The sequence below is a fragment of the Chryseobacterium sediminis genome (genome assembly GCF_008386505.1).
Lineage (GTDB): Bacteria > Bacteroidota > Bacteroidia > Flavobacteriales > Weeksellaceae > Chryseobacterium > Chryseobacterium sediminis.
The window spans coordinates 218,430-239,301 of sequence record NZ_VUNZ01000002.1; the positions used below are offsets into that span (position 1 = coordinate 218,430).

At 36.3% G+C, this 20,872-nt stretch carries 19 protein-coding genes; 10 read left to right on the forward strand and 9 right to left on the reverse strand.

Annotated features, from left to right (window positions below; genetic code table 11):
• Positions 1-51: 51 nt before the first annotated feature.
• The gene (locus FW780_RS13085) at positions 52-1,545 is read left to right on the forward strand and encodes a phosphoethanolamine transferase (protein WP_149833998.1); all 1,494 of its coding nucleotides are present in this window, start codon (positions 52-54) and stop codon (positions 1,543-1,545) included.
• A 25-nt stretch (positions 1,546-1,570) separates the two neighbouring features.
• Here FW780_RS13085 and FW780_RS13090 read toward each other — a convergent pair whose 3' ends face one another.
• Positions 1,571-2,176 (reverse strand): DUF2306 domain-containing protein, encoded by a 606-nt coding sequence (locus FW780_RS13090; RefSeq protein ID WP_149833999.1) that lies wholly within the window; start codon positions 2,174-2,176, stop codon positions 1,571-1,573.
• A gap of 129 nt (positions 2,177-2,305) precedes the next feature.
• On the reverse strand, positions 2,306-3,445 hold the full coding sequence (locus tag FW780_RS13095; RefSeq protein ID WP_149834000.1) for a helix-turn-helix domain-containing protein: 1,140 nt from the start codon (positions 3,443-3,445) through the stop codon (positions 2,306-2,308).
• Positions 3,446-3,828: 383 nt separating this feature from the next.
• Between FW780_RS13095 and FW780_RS13100 the strand changes: the two genes are divergently transcribed.
• The 4 genes from FW780_RS13100 to FW780_RS13115 all read left to right on the forward strand — a co-directional run bounded on the left by FW780_RS13100 (position 3,829) and on the right by FW780_RS13115 (position 7,245).
• Positions 3,829-4,497 (forward strand): carbonic anhydrase, encoded by a 669-nt coding sequence (locus FW780_RS13100; RefSeq protein WP_149834001.1) that lies wholly within the window; start codon positions 3,829-3,831, stop codon positions 4,495-4,497.
• A 21-nt stretch (positions 4,498-4,518) separates the two neighbouring features.
• A complete protein-coding gene (locus FW780_RS13105; RefSeq protein WP_047380370.1) occupies positions 4,519-4,818 on the forward strand; it encodes a hypothetical protein in 300 nt (99 codons plus the stop codon).
• A gap of 147 nt (positions 4,819-4,965) precedes the next feature.
• Complete coding sequence (locus FW780_RS13110; protein ID WP_149834002.1) at positions 4,966-6,558, forward strand: SulP family inorganic anion transporter; 1,593 nt, start codon at positions 4,966-4,968, stop codon at positions 6,556-6,558.
• A gap of 51 nt (positions 6,559-6,609) precedes the next feature.
• A complete protein-coding gene (locus tag FW780_RS13115) occupies positions 6,610-7,245 on the forward strand; it encodes a carbonic anhydrase (RefSeq protein WP_105683229.1) in 636 nt (211 codons plus the stop codon).
• A 156-nt stretch (positions 7,246-7,401) separates the two neighbouring features.
• On the opposite strand, the gene pth is transcribed toward FW780_RS13115, so the two are convergent.
• From pth to mfd, 7 genes are all read right to left on the reverse strand, one after another.
• The gene (pth, locus tag FW780_RS13120) at positions 7,402-7,965 is read right to left on the reverse strand and encodes an aminoacyl-tRNA hydrolase (protein WP_149834003.1); all 564 of its coding nucleotides are present in this window, start codon (positions 7,963-7,965) and stop codon (positions 7,402-7,404) included.
• A gap of 86 nt (positions 7,966-8,051) precedes the next feature.
• Positions 8,052-8,984 carry a hypothetical protein gene (locus tag FW780_RS13125; protein WP_149834004.1) on the reverse strand — a complete coding sequence of 311 codons (933 nt, stop codon included), beginning with the start codon at positions 8,982-8,984 and terminating at the stop codon, positions 8,052-8,054.
• Between the two features lie 99 nt (positions 8,985-9,083).
• Complete coding sequence (locus FW780_RS13130) at positions 9,084-9,956, reverse strand: hypothetical protein (protein ID WP_149834005.1); 873 nt, start codon at positions 9,954-9,956, stop codon at positions 9,084-9,086.
• 152 nt (positions 9,957-10,108) lie between these two features.
• Complete coding sequence (locus FW780_RS13135) at positions 10,109-10,846, reverse strand: hypothetical protein (RefSeq protein ID WP_149834006.1); 738 nt, start codon at positions 10,844-10,846, stop codon at positions 10,109-10,111.
• Between the two features lie 9 nt (positions 10,847-10,855).
• Positions 10,856-11,677, reverse strand: coding sequence for a hypothetical protein (locus tag FW780_RS13140; RefSeq protein ID WP_149834007.1), 822 nt, complete (start codon positions 11,675-11,677; stop codon positions 10,856-10,858).
• Positions 11,677-12,498 carry a hypothetical protein gene (locus FW780_RS13145; protein ID WP_149834008.1) on the reverse strand — a complete coding sequence of 274 codons (822 nt, stop codon included), beginning with the start codon at positions 12,496-12,498 and terminating at the stop codon, positions 11,677-11,679. Before FW780_RS13145 ends, FW780_RS13140 begins: the two co-directional genes overlap by 1 nt.
• Before the next feature lie 371 nt (positions 12,499-12,869).
• On the reverse strand, positions 12,870-16,238 hold the full coding sequence (mfd, locus tag FW780_RS13150; protein ID WP_149834009.1) for a transcription-repair coupling factor: 3,369 nt from the start codon (positions 16,236-16,238) through the stop codon (positions 12,870-12,872).
• 244 nt (positions 16,239-16,482) lie between these two features.
• Between mfd and FW780_RS13155 the strand changes: the two genes are divergently transcribed.
• From FW780_RS13155 to FW780_RS13175, 5 genes are all read left to right on the forward strand, one after another.
• Positions 16,483-16,878 carry a hypothetical protein gene (locus FW780_RS13155; RefSeq protein WP_149834010.1) on the forward strand — a complete coding sequence of 132 codons (396 nt, stop codon included), beginning with the start codon at positions 16,483-16,485 and terminating at the stop codon, positions 16,876-16,878.
• A 181-nt stretch (positions 16,879-17,059) separates the two neighbouring features.
• The gene (locus tag FW780_RS13160) at positions 17,060-17,353 is read left to right on the forward strand and encodes a hypothetical protein (protein WP_149834011.1); all 294 of its coding nucleotides are present in this window, start codon (positions 17,060-17,062) and stop codon (positions 17,351-17,353) included.
• 136 nt (positions 17,354-17,489) lie between these two features.
• Positions 17,490-18,989: a GH3 auxin-responsive promoter family protein gene (locus tag FW780_RS13165; protein ID WP_149834012.1), complete on the forward strand. Its 1,500-nt coding sequence runs from the start codon at positions 17,490-17,492 to the stop codon at positions 18,987-18,989.
• Between the two features lie 69 nt (positions 18,990-19,058).
• The gene (locus FW780_RS13170) at positions 19,059-19,421 is read left to right on the forward strand and encodes a hypothetical protein (RefSeq protein WP_149834013.1); all 363 of its coding nucleotides are present in this window, start codon (positions 19,059-19,061) and stop codon (positions 19,419-19,421) included.
• A 92-nt stretch (positions 19,422-19,513) separates the two neighbouring features.
• Positions 19,514-20,749: an MFS transporter gene (locus tag FW780_RS13175; protein ID WP_149834014.1), complete on the forward strand. Its 1,236-nt coding sequence runs from the start codon at positions 19,514-19,516 to the stop codon at positions 20,747-20,749.
• Positions 20,750-20,872 lie beyond the last annotated feature (123 nt).

Below are 20,872 nucleotides of genomic sequence, written 5' to 3' on the forward strand. Positions count from 1 at the left end.
AGAAAGATTATATAAAATAATCTTAACAGCCCCGAAAACATATATACAACCATGCTCAAAAAAATAATTCCGATTTTTCTTATTTTAATCTATCTCACAGGTTTTCTTCTTTCTTTCCCCTATATTTTTGATAATTTATTCGGGGCAGAGAAGCTGGAAAGCATCCGAAGTATTTTTGAATATGGAATTATGTTTTGCTCTTTCCTTGTATTCAATGCGCTTCTTTTTAAAAACAAATACACTTCTGTCATTGCTGTTATTCTGTGTTTATTATTAAGCATTAATTTTCTAATATCAGCATCGTGCTTCCTTATCTATCATTCCGGATTTAATGTAGGAATGGCCATCAGTATTCTTGAATCTAATCCGGATGAGGCAATGAGTATGTCTTACATGTTTATCCTTCCGGGTATTCTGTTTTTTATTTTCCTGGGAATGTTATTATACTCTGTGGACTATCTTAAAAAAAATATTGTCCGTTTTGATGCTAAATTTATCATCATTGCATTACTGTGGCTTATTCTTCCGTTTGGATATCATCTTAAACACAAATATGTAAGCAATAAAGGTGGAGGAAAAATGATAAAGAATGTATATTACCATTTATCAGATTTCAATACCGCATTGAATATCCAGAGAGATATCAACGAAATAAAAAAGAATGTTCCTGTTTTCAACATCAAAAAAATGCAGCCCGGAATAGAAAATGTAATTCTGATCATCGGTGAGTCTGAAAGAAAACAAAATATGTCCCTGTATGGCTATCACCAAAAAACAACTCCTTATACGGATCAGCAGGCGGGAAACATGATGATTTTTGACAACGCCGTTTCTCCTGCAGGAATTACCAACCTGAGCGTTCCTTTAATGTTGTCCAGCATTCATCCCGATGAATTCAGGTACCGTTATGACAAGCTATCCTACAATATCATCAATTTGGCCAACCAAGCCGGATACAATTCTTTCTGGCTTAGCACACAGGCGAGCGCAAGAGGAATAACAGCCATCGCTTCGATGTCTAAAAATAAAAAATGGGTAAACGGCTACGATGAGGTAATTGTCCCGGAATTGGAGAAGGCCATTCAGAAAAAAGAGGATAAATTTGTGGTTCTTCACATCATGGGAAGCCATCCAAATCCATGTAACAGACTTCCTCCCAACTGGAATTCGGAAAACTTAAACTGCTATGACAGCTCTATAAAATATACAGATTATGTCTTCAATAATATTTTCCGTACGTTGAAAAACACCAATTCTGTGGTAATTTATGCTTCAGATCATGGACTTAAAATACAGGGTGACAAATTACTTCACATAGACTCTAAAGAATCTACCCAGGTTCCGTTTTTTGTATGGTATGGTGATAAGGTTCCTCCAGTGTATAGAATTACAGGACATGAAACCAAGCAGACCCAAACTACTTACATCTACCCTCTTATTATGAAATACATGGGTCTTGAAGCTCCCCAGCATTATAAAAATGAAGGAAATAAATATTTAAATTTAGAGATGAAAAGTTTGGAGTATAAAGAGCTACCGGAATAGAATATGATCTCTGATGGCTGAAAAACTATATCACAGCTATTCTTTTATTGATAAAATATGCAATCAACAGATTAGGAACCCAGCACAACCAGGCAACGGCAATATAAGAACTCTCTGGATCACCGGTAATATTAGCTAGCAAAGGATACCACAATCTCAGGGTTACCGCTGCAAAAGTACATGCGTAACTGTAAATCATGAATTGCTGATGCATCACAATATTTCTTTTTCTTATCTGCCCGATTGCCATAAGAGTTGTCATTAGCCAGATACATCCTAAACTGATAAATCCTATTGCAGAAATAATTCCGCCATTGGCATAAAAGCCCATATAAATAGCTGAAACAGAACTTATGATTACTGCAATTACGTAAACACTTCCAAGCTTTCTATGGATTTTGATATATTTATTTCTGAATGAGGCACCAAACTGACGCCAGCCAATAAAAAGCGCAATGCCTCCAAAAATAATATGGGCAAAGAATGCTGTTTTCCAAATGATATTATGAAGTACCTCAGGAGATTTGGAACCTAAAAAGGTATGTTTCTGCTCCACAAAAGCATAAAGAAGAGGATAAGCACCAATAAGCAATGCTAATACACACATGATTACAAATAATAATTTTTTCATAGAGGTCTGATTCAAATTTTTTGTAAAAATGAGGATTTCAAACGCTTCATCTGTTCCAAAATGAAAGGTGGAACAAATTTATAAACTACTAAAAGAAAATAACTTACATTAAAAAAATCAACAAGAAAGTTATTCCATAGCAATACTCTGGCTTTTTAGAAACTCTCTTGGTGAGCAGTTCATGTATTTCTTAAAATTCCGGTTAAATGAGGTTTTTGAATTAAATCCACTCTCAAATGCCAATGAAAGAATCGTAAGCTTTCCACTCTCAGGTAATAAGGCTATTCTCTTAAATTCTTCAATCCGCTGACGGTTGATATAATCGTAAAAGTTTCTGTTCTCAACAAAATTGATGGTTTGGGAAAGTAGATTCGGATGAACATCCAAAAGCTTAGCAACATAATTAAGATTCAATTCTGGATCTGTATACAATTTTTCCTTCTCCATCTGAATTGTCAGTTTATTATAAATATTCTGTATAGCTTCTTCTCCGGCGAAGGTTTTCTCATATTTTGGAGCTTCAGAACTATTCTCAACTGTAATATTTTCCGGAGTGTCCTCTGTTTTTACCGCTGAATACTCCAAAATACCCACTTTGCTAATTCCAAAATAAGCAGCAACCATGATAAACAAAACAACCATGGAAAAAATAAGAATATTATTCCTGATCATAACGGCAATCCAAATCAGTGCTATCCCGACAATCAGATAATACACCCAATTCAGATTGATTTTCTCAGTATTTGAATATTGACTGGAAATTTCTTTCTTATATTTTCTTACTGCAAGAAGGCTTAATCCTACATACAGAATTCCCGAGAAAATCATAAGAATTTTGATCACCTGGCTCAATGTTTCATATCCTTTTCCTTTATTCTCATACACCTCTACTCTCTCCTGAGGAGGAAGCAGCAAAAACTGGAACAAAGAGATATAGATCATCAGAACCGGAATCCAGTGCAGCAGCCAGACCTTTTTGTTTAAATGTTGATTAGTAATACACAAAACGTACAAATACAGCATCGGTCCATGCATGAAAGGAAAGGGAATTTCAAACCCAATGAGAGCAGGAAAACGCAAATAACCTTCCGCACGAAACAAAACAAAGAAAATAAGATGTATCCCTATGATCATAAACCATATTGCCAGCACATAATCTGCGGTCACTTTCTTTGATTTTCCCAATATTAGAAAAGATGAAAAAAAGGCAATAAAAATTCCTGCCCAGTAAAATAGTGGTGATAAAGATTGCAGATCGAGATCAGACATCAAAGGATAGATTAATCAAGGTGTTAAATTATTCATTTTTTGACATATATCACAGCTTTTTAATGAACTCTCCTGAAGCAACACATGATCATACAAATAAATTAAGAATATTTTAATTCACAAATCTCAATTTTTAATTTATACTTCGTAATTTTATCGTGGTTTTTAAACGTTTGGATTACCATATAGAGCCTAATGGCTGTAAAGCAAAGTATATTGGAATATTAGATATGATTTTAAGCATATTTTAATATTAAACTTTGTTAAAAGTGATTGAATTTTTAACAAAAAGTATATTTTTGTACAATTATTGATTTAGTCTATTGATTTTGGAAATAATTTAAACGAAATAAATAATTATAAACTTTTAAAAATTTAAAATTATGTCACAATCGTACGAGGTTATTTTCGAAAACAACAAAAGATGGGTAGAATCCAAAGTTGCTGAAGACCCGAATTTCTTTAAGGAACTTGCAAAAACTCAGCATCCTGAATTCCTTTACATCGGATGTTCAGACAGCAGAGCTACTGCAGAAGAATTGATGGGAGCAAAGCCGGGCGAAGTATTTGTTCACAGAAACATTGCCAATGTTGTCAATACTTTAGATATGAGTTCCACAGCGGTTATTCAATATGCTGTAGAACACCTGAAAGTGAAACACATTATTGTATGCGGACATTACAATTGTGGTGGTGTAAAAGCAGCGATGACTCCTCAGGATCTGGGATTATTGAATCCTTGGCTGAGAAACATCCGTGATGTTTACAGATTGCATCAGGTAGAGCTGGATTCTATTGAAGACGAAGACAAGCGTTATGACAGACTTGTAGAACTTAATGTTCAGGAGCAGTGCATCAACGTAATCAAAATGGCCTGCGTACAGGAAAGGTATATTTTAGAAGAACAACCTATTGTACACGGCTGGGTATTTGACCTTAGAACAGGTAAGATCATTGATCTGGAGATTGATTTTGAGAAAACCTTAAAAGACATCCAAAAGATCTACAACCTTACAGGTTCAGATTGGGTAATGAGCAGAAAAACTAAGTAGTTTTTCTAAAAAGAATGTAAAATGAAATTCTGGAGTATTATTGTATTAACGTTTTTTCTGAATTTTACAGCGCTGCCAGGCATTGCTGCGGTAGCGGGCTGGGATATTGCAAGAACGAATATAATAATCAACGAAGAAGAACCACATTCTCATCCGTCTTCATTCATTGTTTACGAAAAGACTATTCCGAAACCTTTGGACGTTTTCGACTATCTGAAGTTTTCCGAACCTGATTTTCAGGGCGTTTCTTTTGTACTGATAGATGATTCTTTTCATCTTTCACCTTTACTTACTATATTTTCTCCCCCTCCGGAAGCGTAACTCCTATAGTTAGATTTTTTTGATACTATTTCCATATCATTTTTTGATATCGGATACACACGTACTTTAAAAATTATTTTTTCTCAACTTTTTATAATTGACTTATTTACAAACAAATAAGCCGATTATACTTTACAGCTTCACATTATGAAAAAGACATCATTAATAGGAGGAATCAAGGAGAATTTTCCTTCAGGACTCGTGGTATTTTTAGTAGCACTTCCGTTGTGTTTAGGAATTGCTTTAGCATCAGGCGCTCCCCCATTATCCGGTATTATTGCCGGTATCGTAGGTGGTCTGGTAGTAGGAACAATCAGTAATTCTAATATCTCAGTTTCCGGGCCTGCAGCGGGTTTAACGGCAATTGTTTTAACAGCTATAACAGATCTTGGCGCATTTGAGCTTTTCCTTTGTGCAGGGATTATTGCAGGACTTATTCAATTGGTTTTAGGGTTTGTAAGAGCCGGAAGTATTTCCAATTACTTTCCCAACAACGTAATTGAAGGAATGCTTGCAGCCATAGGAATCATTATTATTTTAAAACAGATTCCGCATGCTTTAGGGTTTGATAAAGATTATGAAGGTCATGAATCTATTTTTGATAATGGCTTAAACTTCGGATATTTTACAGAATTATTTGGCGCTATACATCCTGGAGTCATTGTTATTACTTTAGTTTCAGTAGCAATTCTTATCGCATGGGATAAAATCCACGTTCTGAAAAGGCTGAAAATGCTTCCGGGAGCTTTGGTTGCGGTAATTGTAAGTATTCTTTTAAATCAACTCTTTAAGATGTCCGGAAGTTCTCTGGCTATCGAAACCCAGCATTTGGTTTCTTTACCTGTTCCGCAATCTTTTGATGATTTCAAGAACCTGATTACCACTCCGGATTTTAATGGTTTCACAAATCCTAAAGTATGGATCGTAGGTGCAACAATTGCTATTGTAGCCTCTATTGAAACGTTACTTTGTATTGAAGCATCAGACCGATTAGACAGACAGAGAAGAATTACAGATACTAATCTTGAGCTTAAGGCTCAGGGAATCGGGAATCTTATCAGCTCATTTATCGGTGGTCTTCCAATGACGTCTGTTGTAGTAAGAAGTTCCGCCAACGCTAATGCTGGAGCAACTTCTAAAATCTCAGCTATTATTCACGGGATATTCTTATTAATCTGTGTACTTTCTATTCCTGTTATTTTAAATTTAATTCCATTAGCTACTTTGGCTGCGGTATTAATTTTAGTGGGATATAAATTGGCAAAGCCGGCTACATTCAAACATTTCTGGCATTTAGGAAAATTCCAGTTTATTCCGTTTGTAGCAACGGTGGTAGCTGTTGTAGCAACAGACTTATTAAAGGGAGTCGGAATTGGTCTTACTATTTCTATTTTCTATATCCTTCAGGGGAATATGAAAAGAGCTTATTATTTGAGCAGAGAAAGGCTGGATGATGCAGATGGAATTAACATAAAGCTAGCTGAAGAAGTTTCATTTTTAAATAAGGCAGCGATCAAAAAAACACTTAAAAATATAAAACCAAGCTCAACGGTTATCATTGATGCCAGAAGCACTTCATACATCGCAACAGATGTACTGGAAATGATTCAGGATTTTGCCAATATCCGCGCAAAGGAACAGGACATCAATGTAGAACTTCTAGGCTTTAAAACTTCATACAGAGATTACGAAAGAAGTGAGGATTCCCATATTCTGGTTACTCACAAAAGAGCCATGTAATCCCAATAATTAATTAATTTTTTTAACTTTAAATTTGAAAACAATAAAAATATGAAAGCACATACATACGAAACCCAATCTACTATCACTCCAGAGAAAGCATTAGAATTCTTAAAAGAAGGAAACCAAAGATTTGTAAACAACCTTAAGGCAAACAGAGATCTTCTTGAGCAAGTGAATGCTACCCGTGAAGGACAATGGCCTTTTGCTGTAGTTTTGAGCTGTATAGACAGCCGTACTTCTGCGGAGCTTATCTTTGATCAGGGATTAGGAGACGTTTTCAGTATCAGAATTGCCGGTAATTTTGTTAATCAGGACATTCTTGGATCTATGGAATTTGGCTGTAACGTTGCAGGTTCTAAGCTTATCGTAGTTTTAGGTCATACGAAATGCGGTGCTTTGAAAGGAGGTCTGGACGCTGCACAGATTGAAGGATTGGGAATGGATAACCTTAACCACCTGATCAATCATTTCAACCCTATCATCAATGATATTATTGAAGAAAATGAAGAGCGTTCATCCAAAAACAGTTCTCTTCTGGAGAGACTAAACCACCAAAACGTAAAAAGCGCTATTGAAGACATCCGTAAACAAAGCTCAACCCTTAAAAACCTTGAAGCAGAAGGTAAAATTAAAATTGTTGGTGCCAATTATGATGTTGAAACAGGTGCAGTAACTTGGTTATAAAAGATAAAACTCATTAAATTTCAATTATAATTTACAGAAAATGCCATCGGAATCCGGTGGCATTTATTTTTGGCATGCAATTGTACAGTAGCAAGGTCAATAAAATATCTCATCCTTATTACCCTTTTCTATAATCTCTTACTTGCTGTCTTTGTATTATTTCCCGTTAAAAGCAGACATCGTATTATTCAATCCAGCAAAAACGAAAGAAAGGCTCGCTTTTGAAAAGGTTTCAATTCTCTCGGTAAGCTTTACTGCTTCTTCTTCATTCCAGGTTCCTAATACATAATCTACCTGTCGTCCGGCAGAGAAATCAGCAGAGATCCCGAAACGAAGCCTTGCATAATTCTGGGTCTGTAATACTTCATTAATATTTTTGAGGCCGTTGTGGCCTGCATCAGAACCTTTCCCTTTCAATCTTAATGTTCCGAAAGGAAGAGCAAGATCATCTGTCACAATCAACACATTCTCCAAAGCGATATTTTCTTTCTGCATCCAGTATTTCACTGCATTTCCGGAAAGATTCATGTAGGTATCAGGCTTAAGGATAAAAACTTTTCTGCCTTTATGTTTTCCTTCTGCCAGCCAGCCAAAGTTGGAAGTATTGAATGATACTTCAAGAGTTTCAGCTATTTTTTCCGCTACTTTAAACCCTATATTATGTCGTGTATTTTCATATTCTGAGCCTTTGTTACCAAGCCCAACGATTAAATATTTCATCAGAAATTTTTTGCAAAATTAAGGGATAAAAAATAAAAAACTCAATCTTATGAAAGATTGAGTTTTAATATTGTTAAAAAAGTCTTCTATTGTGGTTTGTAGATATAATTAACGCCATATCCTTTTGTCATGTAAGTCTGAGGATCATAAACGTAATTGGTACTCTTTACAATCGGAGTTGGAATTGGTGGCGAAAGATCTGTCACCGACCATCTCTTAGGGTTGTTTGGAGATAAAATAAGACTTTCTTTATCATTGATTACTGTAGATAATAGTCTTGAAATCTTATATACATGTGGCAATAATGTGAACGGGCTTACCTGATCATCATATGCATAATATTCATAGCTATACTTTCCTGTAACAGCACCGAACGCACCCCCTGTCATTGTACCATAGTTTCTTGTCACTTTAGATACGTTATCTCCTACATATGTATAAGCCGTTTTAGAGTAATCTGTGAAAGCAAGCGGCACTCCTGCTACATCCGGACCATTCTTCATAATGATAGAGTCCAATTTCCCTGTAGCTGTGCTATATTTGATATTGTAAAGGCTCTTCTCTTTTTTCAGTAATGTCTGTGGCCCTGGAGGATCTCCCGGTATTACAGGTGGAGGTCTTCTGAAGATAGAACGGTTTTCAGAAATAGTCTGCAGCTTACTGTTATTGGCGTAAGTGAATAATTGAGTGTAGGATACACTGTCCTTATCAAGTTTTCCGTTTCCGTCAAGATCCAAAAAGCCGTTGAAATTAATCTGGCTGATTTTATCTCCACTGTACATAATATTAGTAACTGAAGCACTGTCTGTAAGTACTTTGGTCACAAGAAGCCCGCTGTACTGATATTCGGCGATAGTATCTTTATCTGTAATTTCTCTGTATAATGCTCTGGGACCGCTTAATCCTCCTGTATTGTTAAGATCCAGCAATGGATTTCCATCCTCATCCAGCATGTCCTTGCAGGAATGTATTGAGGAGAATCCTGCGATTAGTAAAATAAAATAGAAAATTTGCTTCATTTCCTTGTAATTGATTATTTTTTTGACAAATATAATTTTTTTTACCTAAAAATTATATGATTATTTTATATTCTGGTAAGATTAATGATTATCTCTCTCCTATAAATTTTTATAGGTAAAAGCAACATTCTGGTTTTTCTCCACAACTACATACCCTTGATTATCATAAGAATAACTCTGAGCTGTATTCACCGGAGTAGCTGGCGAAGGTAATTCTATAAACATTGAAGTAGGGTTATTCGGAGAGATTTTATAGAATTGAGCCGGGTTTATCAGACTTCGTGTGATGAAATAAACTGTTGAAAGTGTAGAGTAAGGGCTTTTTTGAGCATCATAGTTCTGAAAGCTGTACTTGCTTACTACTGCAGTACCCATATTCGGGTTTCCATTGATATCTAATATTCCTTTGGAACAAACTACCTGAATAACATTTTCTCCGCTATACACAAAGCTATAGTCTATAAATTTGTTATAAGCACTGATACCGCCTTCTTTTCTCTTCTCAAGAATCTTAGTAAGTTTATTGGTCGTTGCATTATAAGTAAAAGTATAGTCACTTATAACAGACACTGAAGGCGTAGCACCCGTTGTAGTAGAAGTGGCGTTATAAATCTTTTTCCCTGTAGGATCAGGAACAATATTAAATTCATAAACGAGACTGGATGCTGCTGAACTTACATATTTAATTTTTGTAATATTCTTGTTCGTATACGTTATTGTACCTGTATAAAAAGCACCGGAAGCAGATTCATCTTTAGAAACCGCAGTCTGTAAATCTCCCGTTACTGCTGCTGTAACATATTCTTCCTGAGAAATATTATTCGCACTAACCTTTGCTAAAACCTTTTTAGGTGGCGGACCATCATCCGGATTCGGGATAGATTCCGTGGGATCTGAGGTAGTATTACATGCTGTCAGCAGCCCAAGAAAAGCAATACCGGCAAACATTTTTAAAAAATAGTTTTTTACCATATAGAATTTTTTTAGCTTGCCCAAATATAATTCAATTTTCGATAATACACTTCAATTTATATGGACAAATTCACAAAAAATAGAGTTAATAAACAAAAAAAATCTAAAAACATAACGTTTTTAGATTTCAAATTATTGTATTATCATAAAAATTAATAAGGCTGCAATATAGATGTTGTCAAAACAGATTGTGACATATCACTATTAAGGTAAGTGGTATCAACAGCTCTTCCTATTCCCAGAGTTGTTCCTGAGATTGCTCTTTTGATACAAGCCACTTTCACACTATATTGGTTTTTGGGAGTAAGATTCGCAAGAGTAGCATTAAGGTTAAAAATCTTGTATGCACCACTATCTCCTAATAAAACATCTGTTCTTACCGCTCTAAGTTTATCATCTATAAAAATACCGCAGGCAAAACTCGCTGAGCTTGTTCCTGTTTTTTGAACAGTAGTCTGAAAGGAAAATGTAGCTTTATTCACCATATTGGTTACAGAGAATGTATCCACTGCCCCCGGAAGTACTGTCCAGTTTCCCGCTAAAGCATCTCCATCGCTATAAGGAGTAGTCGCTCCGTTTGGCGCAACAAAAGAGACTCCTGTTTTATCAGCAACCGTATTGATTGAAAAAACAGACATACTTCCTTGTCCATCTGCAATTTTTATCGACTTCCAGTCATTTGTAGCCAGGTCTGCATTATTGTGAAAGATATCACCTGTTGTTCCGGCAGATCCTCTCAATACATCTGTACCCGCTGTTCTTAATTCTTTTCCAACATTCAGATCTCCGTTTACATCCAGCATATTAGTCGGATTAGGAGTATTAATACCCACTTGAGCAGCAACAACAACAGTTAACAGAAGTGATGTTACAAATAATATTTTTTTCATAATCCGCTTTTAGTTTATAATGGTGTTAAACACTTCTGGAACTTCATATACATCTACTTTAAGAGATGACTGTGAAATAAAACCGTTAATATTAGTATATACATTAGTTCCTATCGTAAGGGTATTGCTGGCCGCTCCATAAGAACCCAATCTTGTACAAGCAACATCTACGGTATGATTTCCTTTCGCAAGATTATCCACAATACCAATCTGAGTATGGGTAAGGAAAGGATATGAAGTAGTGATCGCTTTTAAGTTTCTTTGTCTCAGATTCACCAGTTTGTTGTCTACAAAAATCCCGCAGGCATAATCTATTGAAGTATCTGTAGAACCCGCTCCTCCAAAATCCGCCTGTACAACCGTTTCAAACTGGAAGTAAGCTTTGCTCTGGGTACTGAATACACTGATCACCTGTGAAAGGTTATTTATTTTTTTAAAATTAGTAAGACTGCCGATATCTTTTCCTTTGGTAAAAGTTCCCCCTCTTGAAGCAAGACCCACCGAAGAATCATCCGAAGAGGTAAATGAAACCCCTACTTTATCTGAAAAAGAGTTGTTGTAGATCAGATAAAATTTATTGGGTTCATATTCAGGAATACGAAGTGATTTCCAGATCGGGGCAAAGCCTTCTCCCTGAGAAACCAGCAACTGGTCATTATTTCCCTGAGAAATTGAATTATCGGTAGTGTTAAGAACCGCAATTTTATTTCTGAAATTTACATCTCCGTTTACATCCAGGTTTGCTTTTGGAGTATCTGTTTTTATTCCTACCTGAGCTGACACCAAAAGTCCTAAGGTCAAAGACAGCGTTGATAATAGTTTTTTCATCATTAGTTGGTTTTATAGCTCACGTATTCAATAACGTCCATTTTCATTGTAGATTCCAAAGTAAACGCACTGGAAGCTCCATTGGAAGCCTGTACATTACGTCCGATGGCAAATTGTGAGTTAGAATTTGAAGTATCAATCTTTCTGCATGCAATCTCGATTGTATGAGCGCCAACAGGAACGTTCTGTTCGGTATAATTAAGGGTGAAAATATAGTCCTGAAGGCCATTTTTCCCACTGTTATTATTGGAAGCAATTCTATCCGGACGTACAGCTACCAAGGTTCCGTTTCTGAAAACACCGCAGGCAAATCTTACACTTTCTATCGTCGTAGAAGTAGGTGCTTTTATCTCAATCCCTGTCTGGAACTGATAAGTAAGTCTGTTTTTACCATTTTTGATGGTAAAGGTATTATTTAGCCCATCAATCTTTTTCCAGATTCCTTTAGTAGCATCAGTAATATTATCTCCAACACTGTTTTTGTAAATACCATCACCAGCAGTACCATCAGTAAGTGATATAATACCTGCTTGGTCTGACGACAGATAAGAGTTGATCAACTTATACTGTCCCTCTTCCATAAAGGAAATGTTCAAAGACTTCCACACGGGAGGCAAACCCTCACCCTGAGAAACCAAAACCTGGCCGTTTAACCCGGCATCTCCAGCCTGAGTTGAAGTTCCGCCTACTCTAAGCTCTTTTCTTAAGGTGGTTTTTCCATTCACATCAAGAACAGATTTAGGTTTTGCAGTACCTATTCCCACCTGTGCGTTAGCGCAGAATGAAATAAGTCCAGCCGCGCAGCAATATATAATTTTTTTCATAATAAGGACTGCAAAGGTACACAATGAAGTCCTAAAAATTCCAGTTATATATCCATAAACCTATAGAAATAAACATATTACACCATAGAATTAATCACACACAAAAGTAGAATTATTACTACATAACTCCACTTTTTACGTTTAAAAAAAATACATCAATGTCTCAAACCCTTACTGTACGTGGATTTACAGGATATTTTTAATCATTAAAAAGTGATTTTAACCCCCTTAAAAAGGCCTTAATTCCCCTATCGAGGAATATTGCCCGGCAAAAACATGATAACAATCACAAAAAAGCGTATAAAAATTAAGATTTTTATACGCTTTTCACATTTTTTACAAATTTGTCTACAAAAAACAAAACTTATAATTTAATTATGTTCAATAATCGCTTTTAGCAACATATTAACCTCATCTACATTTTTCACACGCTCCTTCCTCATCATCAACTGATTACCTTCTTTTCCCGACTTTTCCTTAAGCTGGGCTTCCGCAGGATTTCGGGTAAGATAATTAATAATATGTCTGAATCTATCCGTCTGGTAGAATTTATCCTGAGGATTCCCCGGGAAGTATCCTAAGAACACTCCATTTTTCATAACAATCTTTTCAAAACCTATATCAGCAGCAAGCCATTTCAGAGAAACGCTTTTTAATAGATTAACAGCTTCTTTCGGCAACGCTCCAAAACGGTCAATCAGCTCAAGCTCAAACTGGTGAAGATCTGCTTCATTGTTTATTTCTGCAATTTTCTGGTACAGCATCAATCTTTCTTCAGTATTGGAAATATAGAAATCAGGCAGCATCAATTCCAGGTCAGTATCTATATTGACATCTTTCACAGATTTGAAAAGCTTTTGTCTGTCTTCCTCGTTTTCAAACAGACTTTCAAAATCAGCATCATCTTTCAGTTCTTCCAGCGCTTCTTGCATTAGTTTCTGATAGGTCTCAAAGCCCATTTCGTTGATGAATCCACTTTGTTCAGCACCCAAAAGGTCACCGGCACCACGGATCTCAAGGTCTTTCATTGCAATCTGGAAACCACTTCCCAAATCGGAAAACTGCTCAATGGCTTCCAGACGTTTTCTGGCATCGGAAGTCATCATATCATAAGGAGGTGTGATCAGATAGCAAAATGCCTTTCTGTTACTACGTCCTACCCTTCCTCTCATCTGATGCAGATCTGCCATTCCAAAACGCTGGGCATCGTTGATGAAAATAGTATTGGCATTCGGGACATCTACTCCGCTTTCTACAATGGTCGTGGAAACAAGAACATCATATTTTCCTTCCATAAAATCCAAAACATTCTTCTCAAGCTGCTTTCCTTCCATCTGTCCATGTCCTGTGATCACTCTTGCATCCGGAACCAGTCTCTGAATAAGCCCGGCAATATCTTTCAGGTTTTCAATCCTGTTATTAATGAAATAAACCTGCCCATCCCTCTGAAGTTCATAAGAAACGGCATCACGAAGAATCTCTTCATTGAATCCGATCAATTGTGTATCTACCGGCTGTCTGTTTGGCGGTGGTGTTTTGATGACGGATAAATCCCTTGCTGCCATTAATGAAAACTGTAAAGTCCTTGGAATAGGCGTAGCTGTAAGGGTAAGCGTATCAACATTATTTTTAAGTGTTTTCAACTTATCCTTTACTGAAACTCCAAACTTATGCTCTTCATCAATAATCAGTAAGCCCAGATCTTTAAACTTCACAGAACTGCTTACCAACTGGTGTGTCCCAATGATAATATCAACTTTTCCATTCTTTAAAGCATCTAAGGTTTCTGATTTTTGTTTCGCCGTTCTGAAACGGTTGACATAGTCTACATTTACAGGAAAATCTTTAAGTCTTTCTTTAAAACTTCTATAGTGCTGAAAGGCAAGTATGGTGGTAGGAACCAATATGGCAACCTGTTTACCGTCTGTTGCGGCCTTAAATGCTGCACGAATTGCAACTTCCGTTTTACCGAAACCTACATCGCCACATACAAGTCTGTCCATCACCGTATCAGCTTCCATGTCTTTCTTTACATCTACAGTTGCTTTTTCCTGATCCGGAGTATCCTCATAGATAAAGCTGGCCTCCAGTTCATTCTGAAGATAAGAATCTGGTGTATAAGCAAAACCCTTTGCTGTTTTTCGCTGGGCATATAATTGAATAAGGTCAAAAGCAATTTGTTTTACCTTAGCTTTTGTTTTCTGTTTCAAGGATTTCCAGGTCGGAGAACCAAGTTTGCTCAAAACAACCTCTCTTCCGTCCGGCCCGTTGTATTTTGAAATCTTATGCAGGGAATGAATACTTACATATAATAAGTCTCCGTTTTTATAAGTCAGTTTAAAGCATTCCTGAATTTTACCATCATTATTTACTTTTACCAGCCCCATAAATTTACCGATTCCATGATCAATATGAGCAATATAATCTCCTATTTTTAAAGACATCAGGTCCTTCAGAGTAAGCTGTTCCGATTTTGCAAAAGTATTTTTGGCTTTATATCTCTGGTAGCGGTCAAAGATTTGGTGATCTGTATAAACAAGAAGCTTGTGTCCATTGTCTACAAATCCTTCATGCAATTCAGACTTAAAACTTTTAAAAGGAAGCTCATGTTCAAGTTCTTCAAAAATAGACTCCAGTCTTTCTTTTTGCTTTTCTGTTGAAAAGGAAATCCAGGTATCAAATCCACTATTCTGTTTTTCTTCGATGTCTTCAATCAGCAGTTCAAAGTTTTTATGGAAAGACGGCTGCGGAAGCTGTTCCATTTTAATCTCAGTAATTTCCTTCAATCCTTCAATAACTGTCCCTCCAAAATCAACTGTTTTGAATTTTTTATAATCGAATAAAAACTCCTGATCAGAAATAAAAAGCTCCTGAGGAGTTCTGTGGGCAATATCCTTACTTAAAGCATCATATTTTTCCAGAGATTTTTCATAGAAAGTTCTGATCTTCTGCATTCCTATCATCCCATTTTTAGAAACTACAAAACTTTCATTTGGTAATAACTGCAGCAATGACACTCTGCTTCCTGTAACAGAAAAGTTCATATTGGAAACCAATTGAAAATCCTTTACTTTATCTACAGAAAGCTGGGTTTCGATATCAAAAGTTTTAATACTTTCCACTTCATTACCAAAGAATGTAATTCTATAGGGCTTTTCGTATGAGTAAGAAAACACATCTACAATTCCCCCTCTTACAGAAAATTCTCCCGGTTCTGAAACAAAATCAGCCTGCTGAAAATGATAATGAGTGAGCAGCTCATCTACAAAATCAAAGTCCAGCTGGTCTCCTACCTTTATATGATGAGAGATGGCTTTAAAATCTTCTTTTTTCAATACCTTTTCAGACAAAGCTCCGGCATAGGCTACAATAACTTTCGGAGATCTCCCGGAATTGATTTTATTTAAAACTTCAGTTCTTAAAACCAGATTGGCATTTTGTGTTTTTTCTACCTGATAAGGCTCAAGATGAGTGGCTGGAAAATACAACACTTTATCTTTACCCAAAAGATCTTCCATCTCGGTATTGGCATACAATGCATCCTCTTTATCATCTACCAGATAAAGAATATTTTTCTTTTGAACTAAAAAAAGCTCGGCCACAAAAATAGAAACCGAAGATCCTGCACTTCCCTTTACGGCAATATGCTGGCTGTTTTCTAACTGGGTGAAAATTTCTTTCCCGAACTCTTTCTGCATCAGATCTGGAAGAAACTTTTCGTTGATGGGTTTTAACTGCATAAATAGTATGGTATAAACGACAAAAGCGATTTCGGGAGTTTTCCGAAACCGTTTTATGATATACAAAGGTACGGATATTTTTTTCTTCCATTGAAAAACCACTGACTTTCGGATTTAAAATGAATGACTTAGCATAAAAAATCTTAATTTTTTACAAATTCCTTTAAGAACCCGTTAAAAAACCACAATTATTCCCTCATGGCATAGTGTTTGGGATTTTAAGCCTAACCAAACATTAAGTATTATGAAAAAAGCAATTAAAATCTTAGGAGTTATGATGCTGGTAGTATTTACAGCATTATCTTTTTCGTCGTGCAGTAAGGATGACGATCCGGTAAACAATGAGTTTTTTGCAGGAACATACAAAGGCAGTGTTTCTTATAAGGATGGCAGCTCTACCAATATCAGCACAGACAATGGAAGCGTTTTTGTAACAAAGATTGCAAGTGGCACCAAGTATAACTTCGCTTTCTCAAACAGCATTCCGGATCTTAACGGAATAGAGTTTAACCAGGAAGGAGATCATACTCTTGTTATGATTGGTTCTACAGCAACCTCTTATATCAGAATTGACAACAATACGTTGAAAATCCTATACGCAAAGGACGGTAAAACGTGGACAGCCAACTGTACACGCTAGCCTCCTGTCTATTTATATATTATTGCAAGCCTGTTTTCATCTGAAGACAGGCTTTTTTATTGTAAATGAGGTGTTTTAATTTTTTTTTAAGCAGTAATAAACTTTAGTTAAGTTTGAAAATCCCAATTTTCTAGCCTGCTTTTTGTATATCTTTATTCAACAAAAACAAACAGTAATTCTTATGAAAAAATTATTATCTGCAATGTCATTGATCCTTGGGTTAGGACTTGCAACTGCTCAGCAGACTGCTCCCGCTACAAGCACTCAGGCTCATCCACCTGTAAAAACTACAGTGAAAGCCGCAAAACCCGCAGAAGTAAAAGCTGCAAAACCAGCAATGGATGCAAAAGCTGCGAAGCCTGCACAACCAGCTGCCAAAATGAAAAAAGACGGTACTCCCGATAAGAGATATAAAGAAAACAAGCACCTGAAAAAAGATGGCACTCCTGATAAAAGGTATAAGGTGAACAAATAAGCATAACATTAACATATAGTTGTTATTTTCATAATCAAATTTCGAAAAGCCGGTGGAACTTGTTCCATCGGTTTTTTTTATGTGAAGCTTTGTAAAAAATGATTCCATATTCTCTACTTATTTATAAATTTGACCCATGTTAAACTTCTTCAAGAAAAATGCAGCGCTGATCTGGGCAAAGAAACATGTTCAAAAAGCGGAGGAATTCAAAAAAAATGCGGAGAAAAACCAGGAGGATTTATTACTTTCTCTAGTCAATACGGCTCAAAAAACACTTTTTGGCCGGGAACATGATTTTGAAAACATCCGTTCTGTGAAAGATTTTCAGGACAGAGTTCCCGTAGCAGATTATGAAGATCTTAAACCTTATATAGAACGGGTAAAAAAAGGACAGGCCAATATTCTATGGACAGAAACTCCTGAATATTTTGCCAAAACTTCGGGAACAACTTCGGGATCTAAATATATTCCTATTTCTAAAGAAGGAATGCCGCTTCAGGTGGCCGGTGCCCAAAGTGCATTATTCCATTATATCAGTAAAAAGAATAATGCTGACTTTGTGAACGGAAAAATGATCTTTCTGCAGGGAAGTCCTGAACTGGAAGAAGTTTTTGGAATAAAAACGGGAAGATTATCCGGTATTGTAGCACATCACATCCCGAATTATCTGCAGAAAAACCGCCTTCCAAGCTGGGAAACCAATATTATGGAAGACTGGGAAGCCAAGGTAGATAAAATCGTTGAAGAAACGGAACGTGAAAACATGACCCTGATCTCAGGAATTCCGCCATGGCTGATCATGTATTTTGAGAAGTTAACAGAAAAACACGGCAAAAAAATCAAACAGCTTTTCCCGAATCTTCAGCTTATTGTGACTGGAGGTGTCAATTACGAACCATACCGTGATAAAATGGAAGATCTGCTGGGAGGAAAAGTAGATATTATCCAGACGTTTCCTGCTTCTGAAGGCTTTTTTGCTTTTCAGGATGATTATACAAAAGAAGGTCTTCTGCTATTGACCAATCATGGAATTTTCTATGAATTTATTCCGTTGGAAGAATATGGCAAGCCTGAAGCCAGAAGGTTAACGTTAAAAGAGATTGAACTTCATAAAGATTATGCCCTGATTCTTACCACCAATTCCGGACTTTGGGCTTATTCTATCGGAGATGTTGTAAGATTTATCAGCAAAGATCCTTACAGGGTTCTGGTAAGCGGGAGGACTAAACATTTCACTTCGGCATTCGGGGAACATGTGATTGCTTTTGAGGTGGAAGAAGCCATGAAAGCTACTCTTGAAAAACATCCGGCACAGATCACAGAATTCCATCTTGCCCCGCAGGTAAACCCAGGTGAAGGACTTCCGTATCACGAGTGGCTGATCGAATTTGAAAAGGAGCCGGAGCATTTAGACGCATTCAGAGATGAGCTGGATTTACAATTGAGAGCAAGAAACACCTATTATGATGATCTTATTTCCGGGAACATTTTACAGAAGCTTCATATCACCAGACTTCAAAAGAATGCTTTTCATGAATATGCCAAATCTCAGGGGAAATTGGGAGGTCAAAATAAGACTCCGAGATTAGCTAATGACCGAAACATTGCAGATATCTTAGAAATTTACAAAAAATAATCATATTTTTTCAATTCCAAAAACGTATATTAGAAAAAAATTATAAATTTGAAAAACTAAAAGAAAATAATGAAAGCATCTGTACTGTTGAAATCGTCTTTACTAACATCTTTATTTGTTATTACATCTTGTGCTACTACAAAATACAGCGAAGATATTTCAAAAAACAACTACTCTAATCTTGAAGCCGGAAAGATCTACAAAGTAACTATGAGAGATGGTTCTCCGAAACAGACCATATTATTCAGAAACGTTGTTGGTGATAATCTTGTAGGTACAGCAGGTAAGAAAGACAGTACGGAAGTAGTTATTCCAAAATCAAATGTAGCGGCTGTAAAAGACAGAAGAATGGCAAGAATTGCTGCCGGCGCTACTATTATCGGGGCTGCAGGTGTTGCTGCAATCGTAATCAGTTCTTCAAGAGCTGACTAAAATAGATTTTATCTTTTGAGATATATTTAATATATCTTTCAAAAATTGTCATATGGATAGTCCTAAATAAATTTTTAGGGCTATTTTTGTTCATGATTTCCTTTACCCCGTTACAAACATTACAAAATGTTGAGTTCAGAAATCTTCTCACCGGGAGATTTTTTATTGTTTTAGCTTTCAGAATGCTGGCCACTTTATTAGGATGGTGGGTGTATCAATTAACAAAAGATCCATTTTCAATAGGCCTTATTGGGCTATCGGAGGTAATTCCTGCTGTAAGCTGCGCGCTGTATGCCGGACATGTTATTGATATGAACGAGAAAAAGAGACTGCTTCTCATCTGTAATTATGCTTACATTTTCCTGATCGGACTGCTGTTGATTCCTGCCTTTTTTGATGTGGAGATGCACTTCACCGGTCATCAGATTACCTATTATATTTATGGAGTTATCTTTTTTACCGGAATAGCAAGAGCGTTCATAGGTCCTATTGTTCCTTCCATGATTCCGAAAATTGTAAAGAAAGAAAATCTTCCGAATGCAGTCACGCTGAACCAGGCTACTTTCCTGATATCTTCTGTCTGCGGACATGCGGTAGGTGGTATTCTTATTGGATTTATTGGTGTAAAGTGGACTTTAGTCGCTATTTTAGCATTAATATTTGTGGCTTCATTATTTTTCTGGCAGCTTCATAAACAACATTCAGAATATAAGAAAGAAACAGTAAATGTTGTGGAAAGCATGCGTGAAGGGATTGCTTATATTTTTAAAACCAAAGAGATTTTAGGAGCCTTGTGTCTTGATATGTTTGCCGTACTTTTTGGGGGTGCAGTGGCTATGATCCCGGTATTTGCTACTGATATTTTAAATTCAGGGGCTGAAGGTTTCGGATTGCTGAACGCAGCATCTGATATTGGATCAATGTGTATCATTACTATTTTATCCATTGTTCCTCTTAGAAAGAATCAGGGAAAAATACTTCTTGCTGTTGTTACCGGATTCGGGCTTTGTATTATTGGATTTGGTTTATCCAAATTGTACTGGCTGTCTTTCATGTTCCTTGTGATGAGTGGAATGCTTGATGGAATTTCTGTGGTCATCCGTGGTACCATTGTACAACTAAAGACTCCTGATCATATAAGAGGACGTGTTCTCAGTGTAAATTCAATCTTCATTATGTCCAGCAATGAAATGGGACAGTTTGAAAGTGGTGTTATGGCTAAATTACTGGGTGTTGTACGCTCTGTAGTATTTGGAGGGTGCATGACTGTTCTCGTTGCTTTACTTGTAGGAAGCACCAATCCTAAATTAAGAAAGATGCAATATTAATTTATTGTTTATCAGTGTATTTAAATATCTGATACAAAAAAAGCAGAATCCGAAATACTTAAAATCAGAATAGAACGTTTTCTATTCTGATTTTACTTTTATAGGTGTTTTTTCAAAATTATT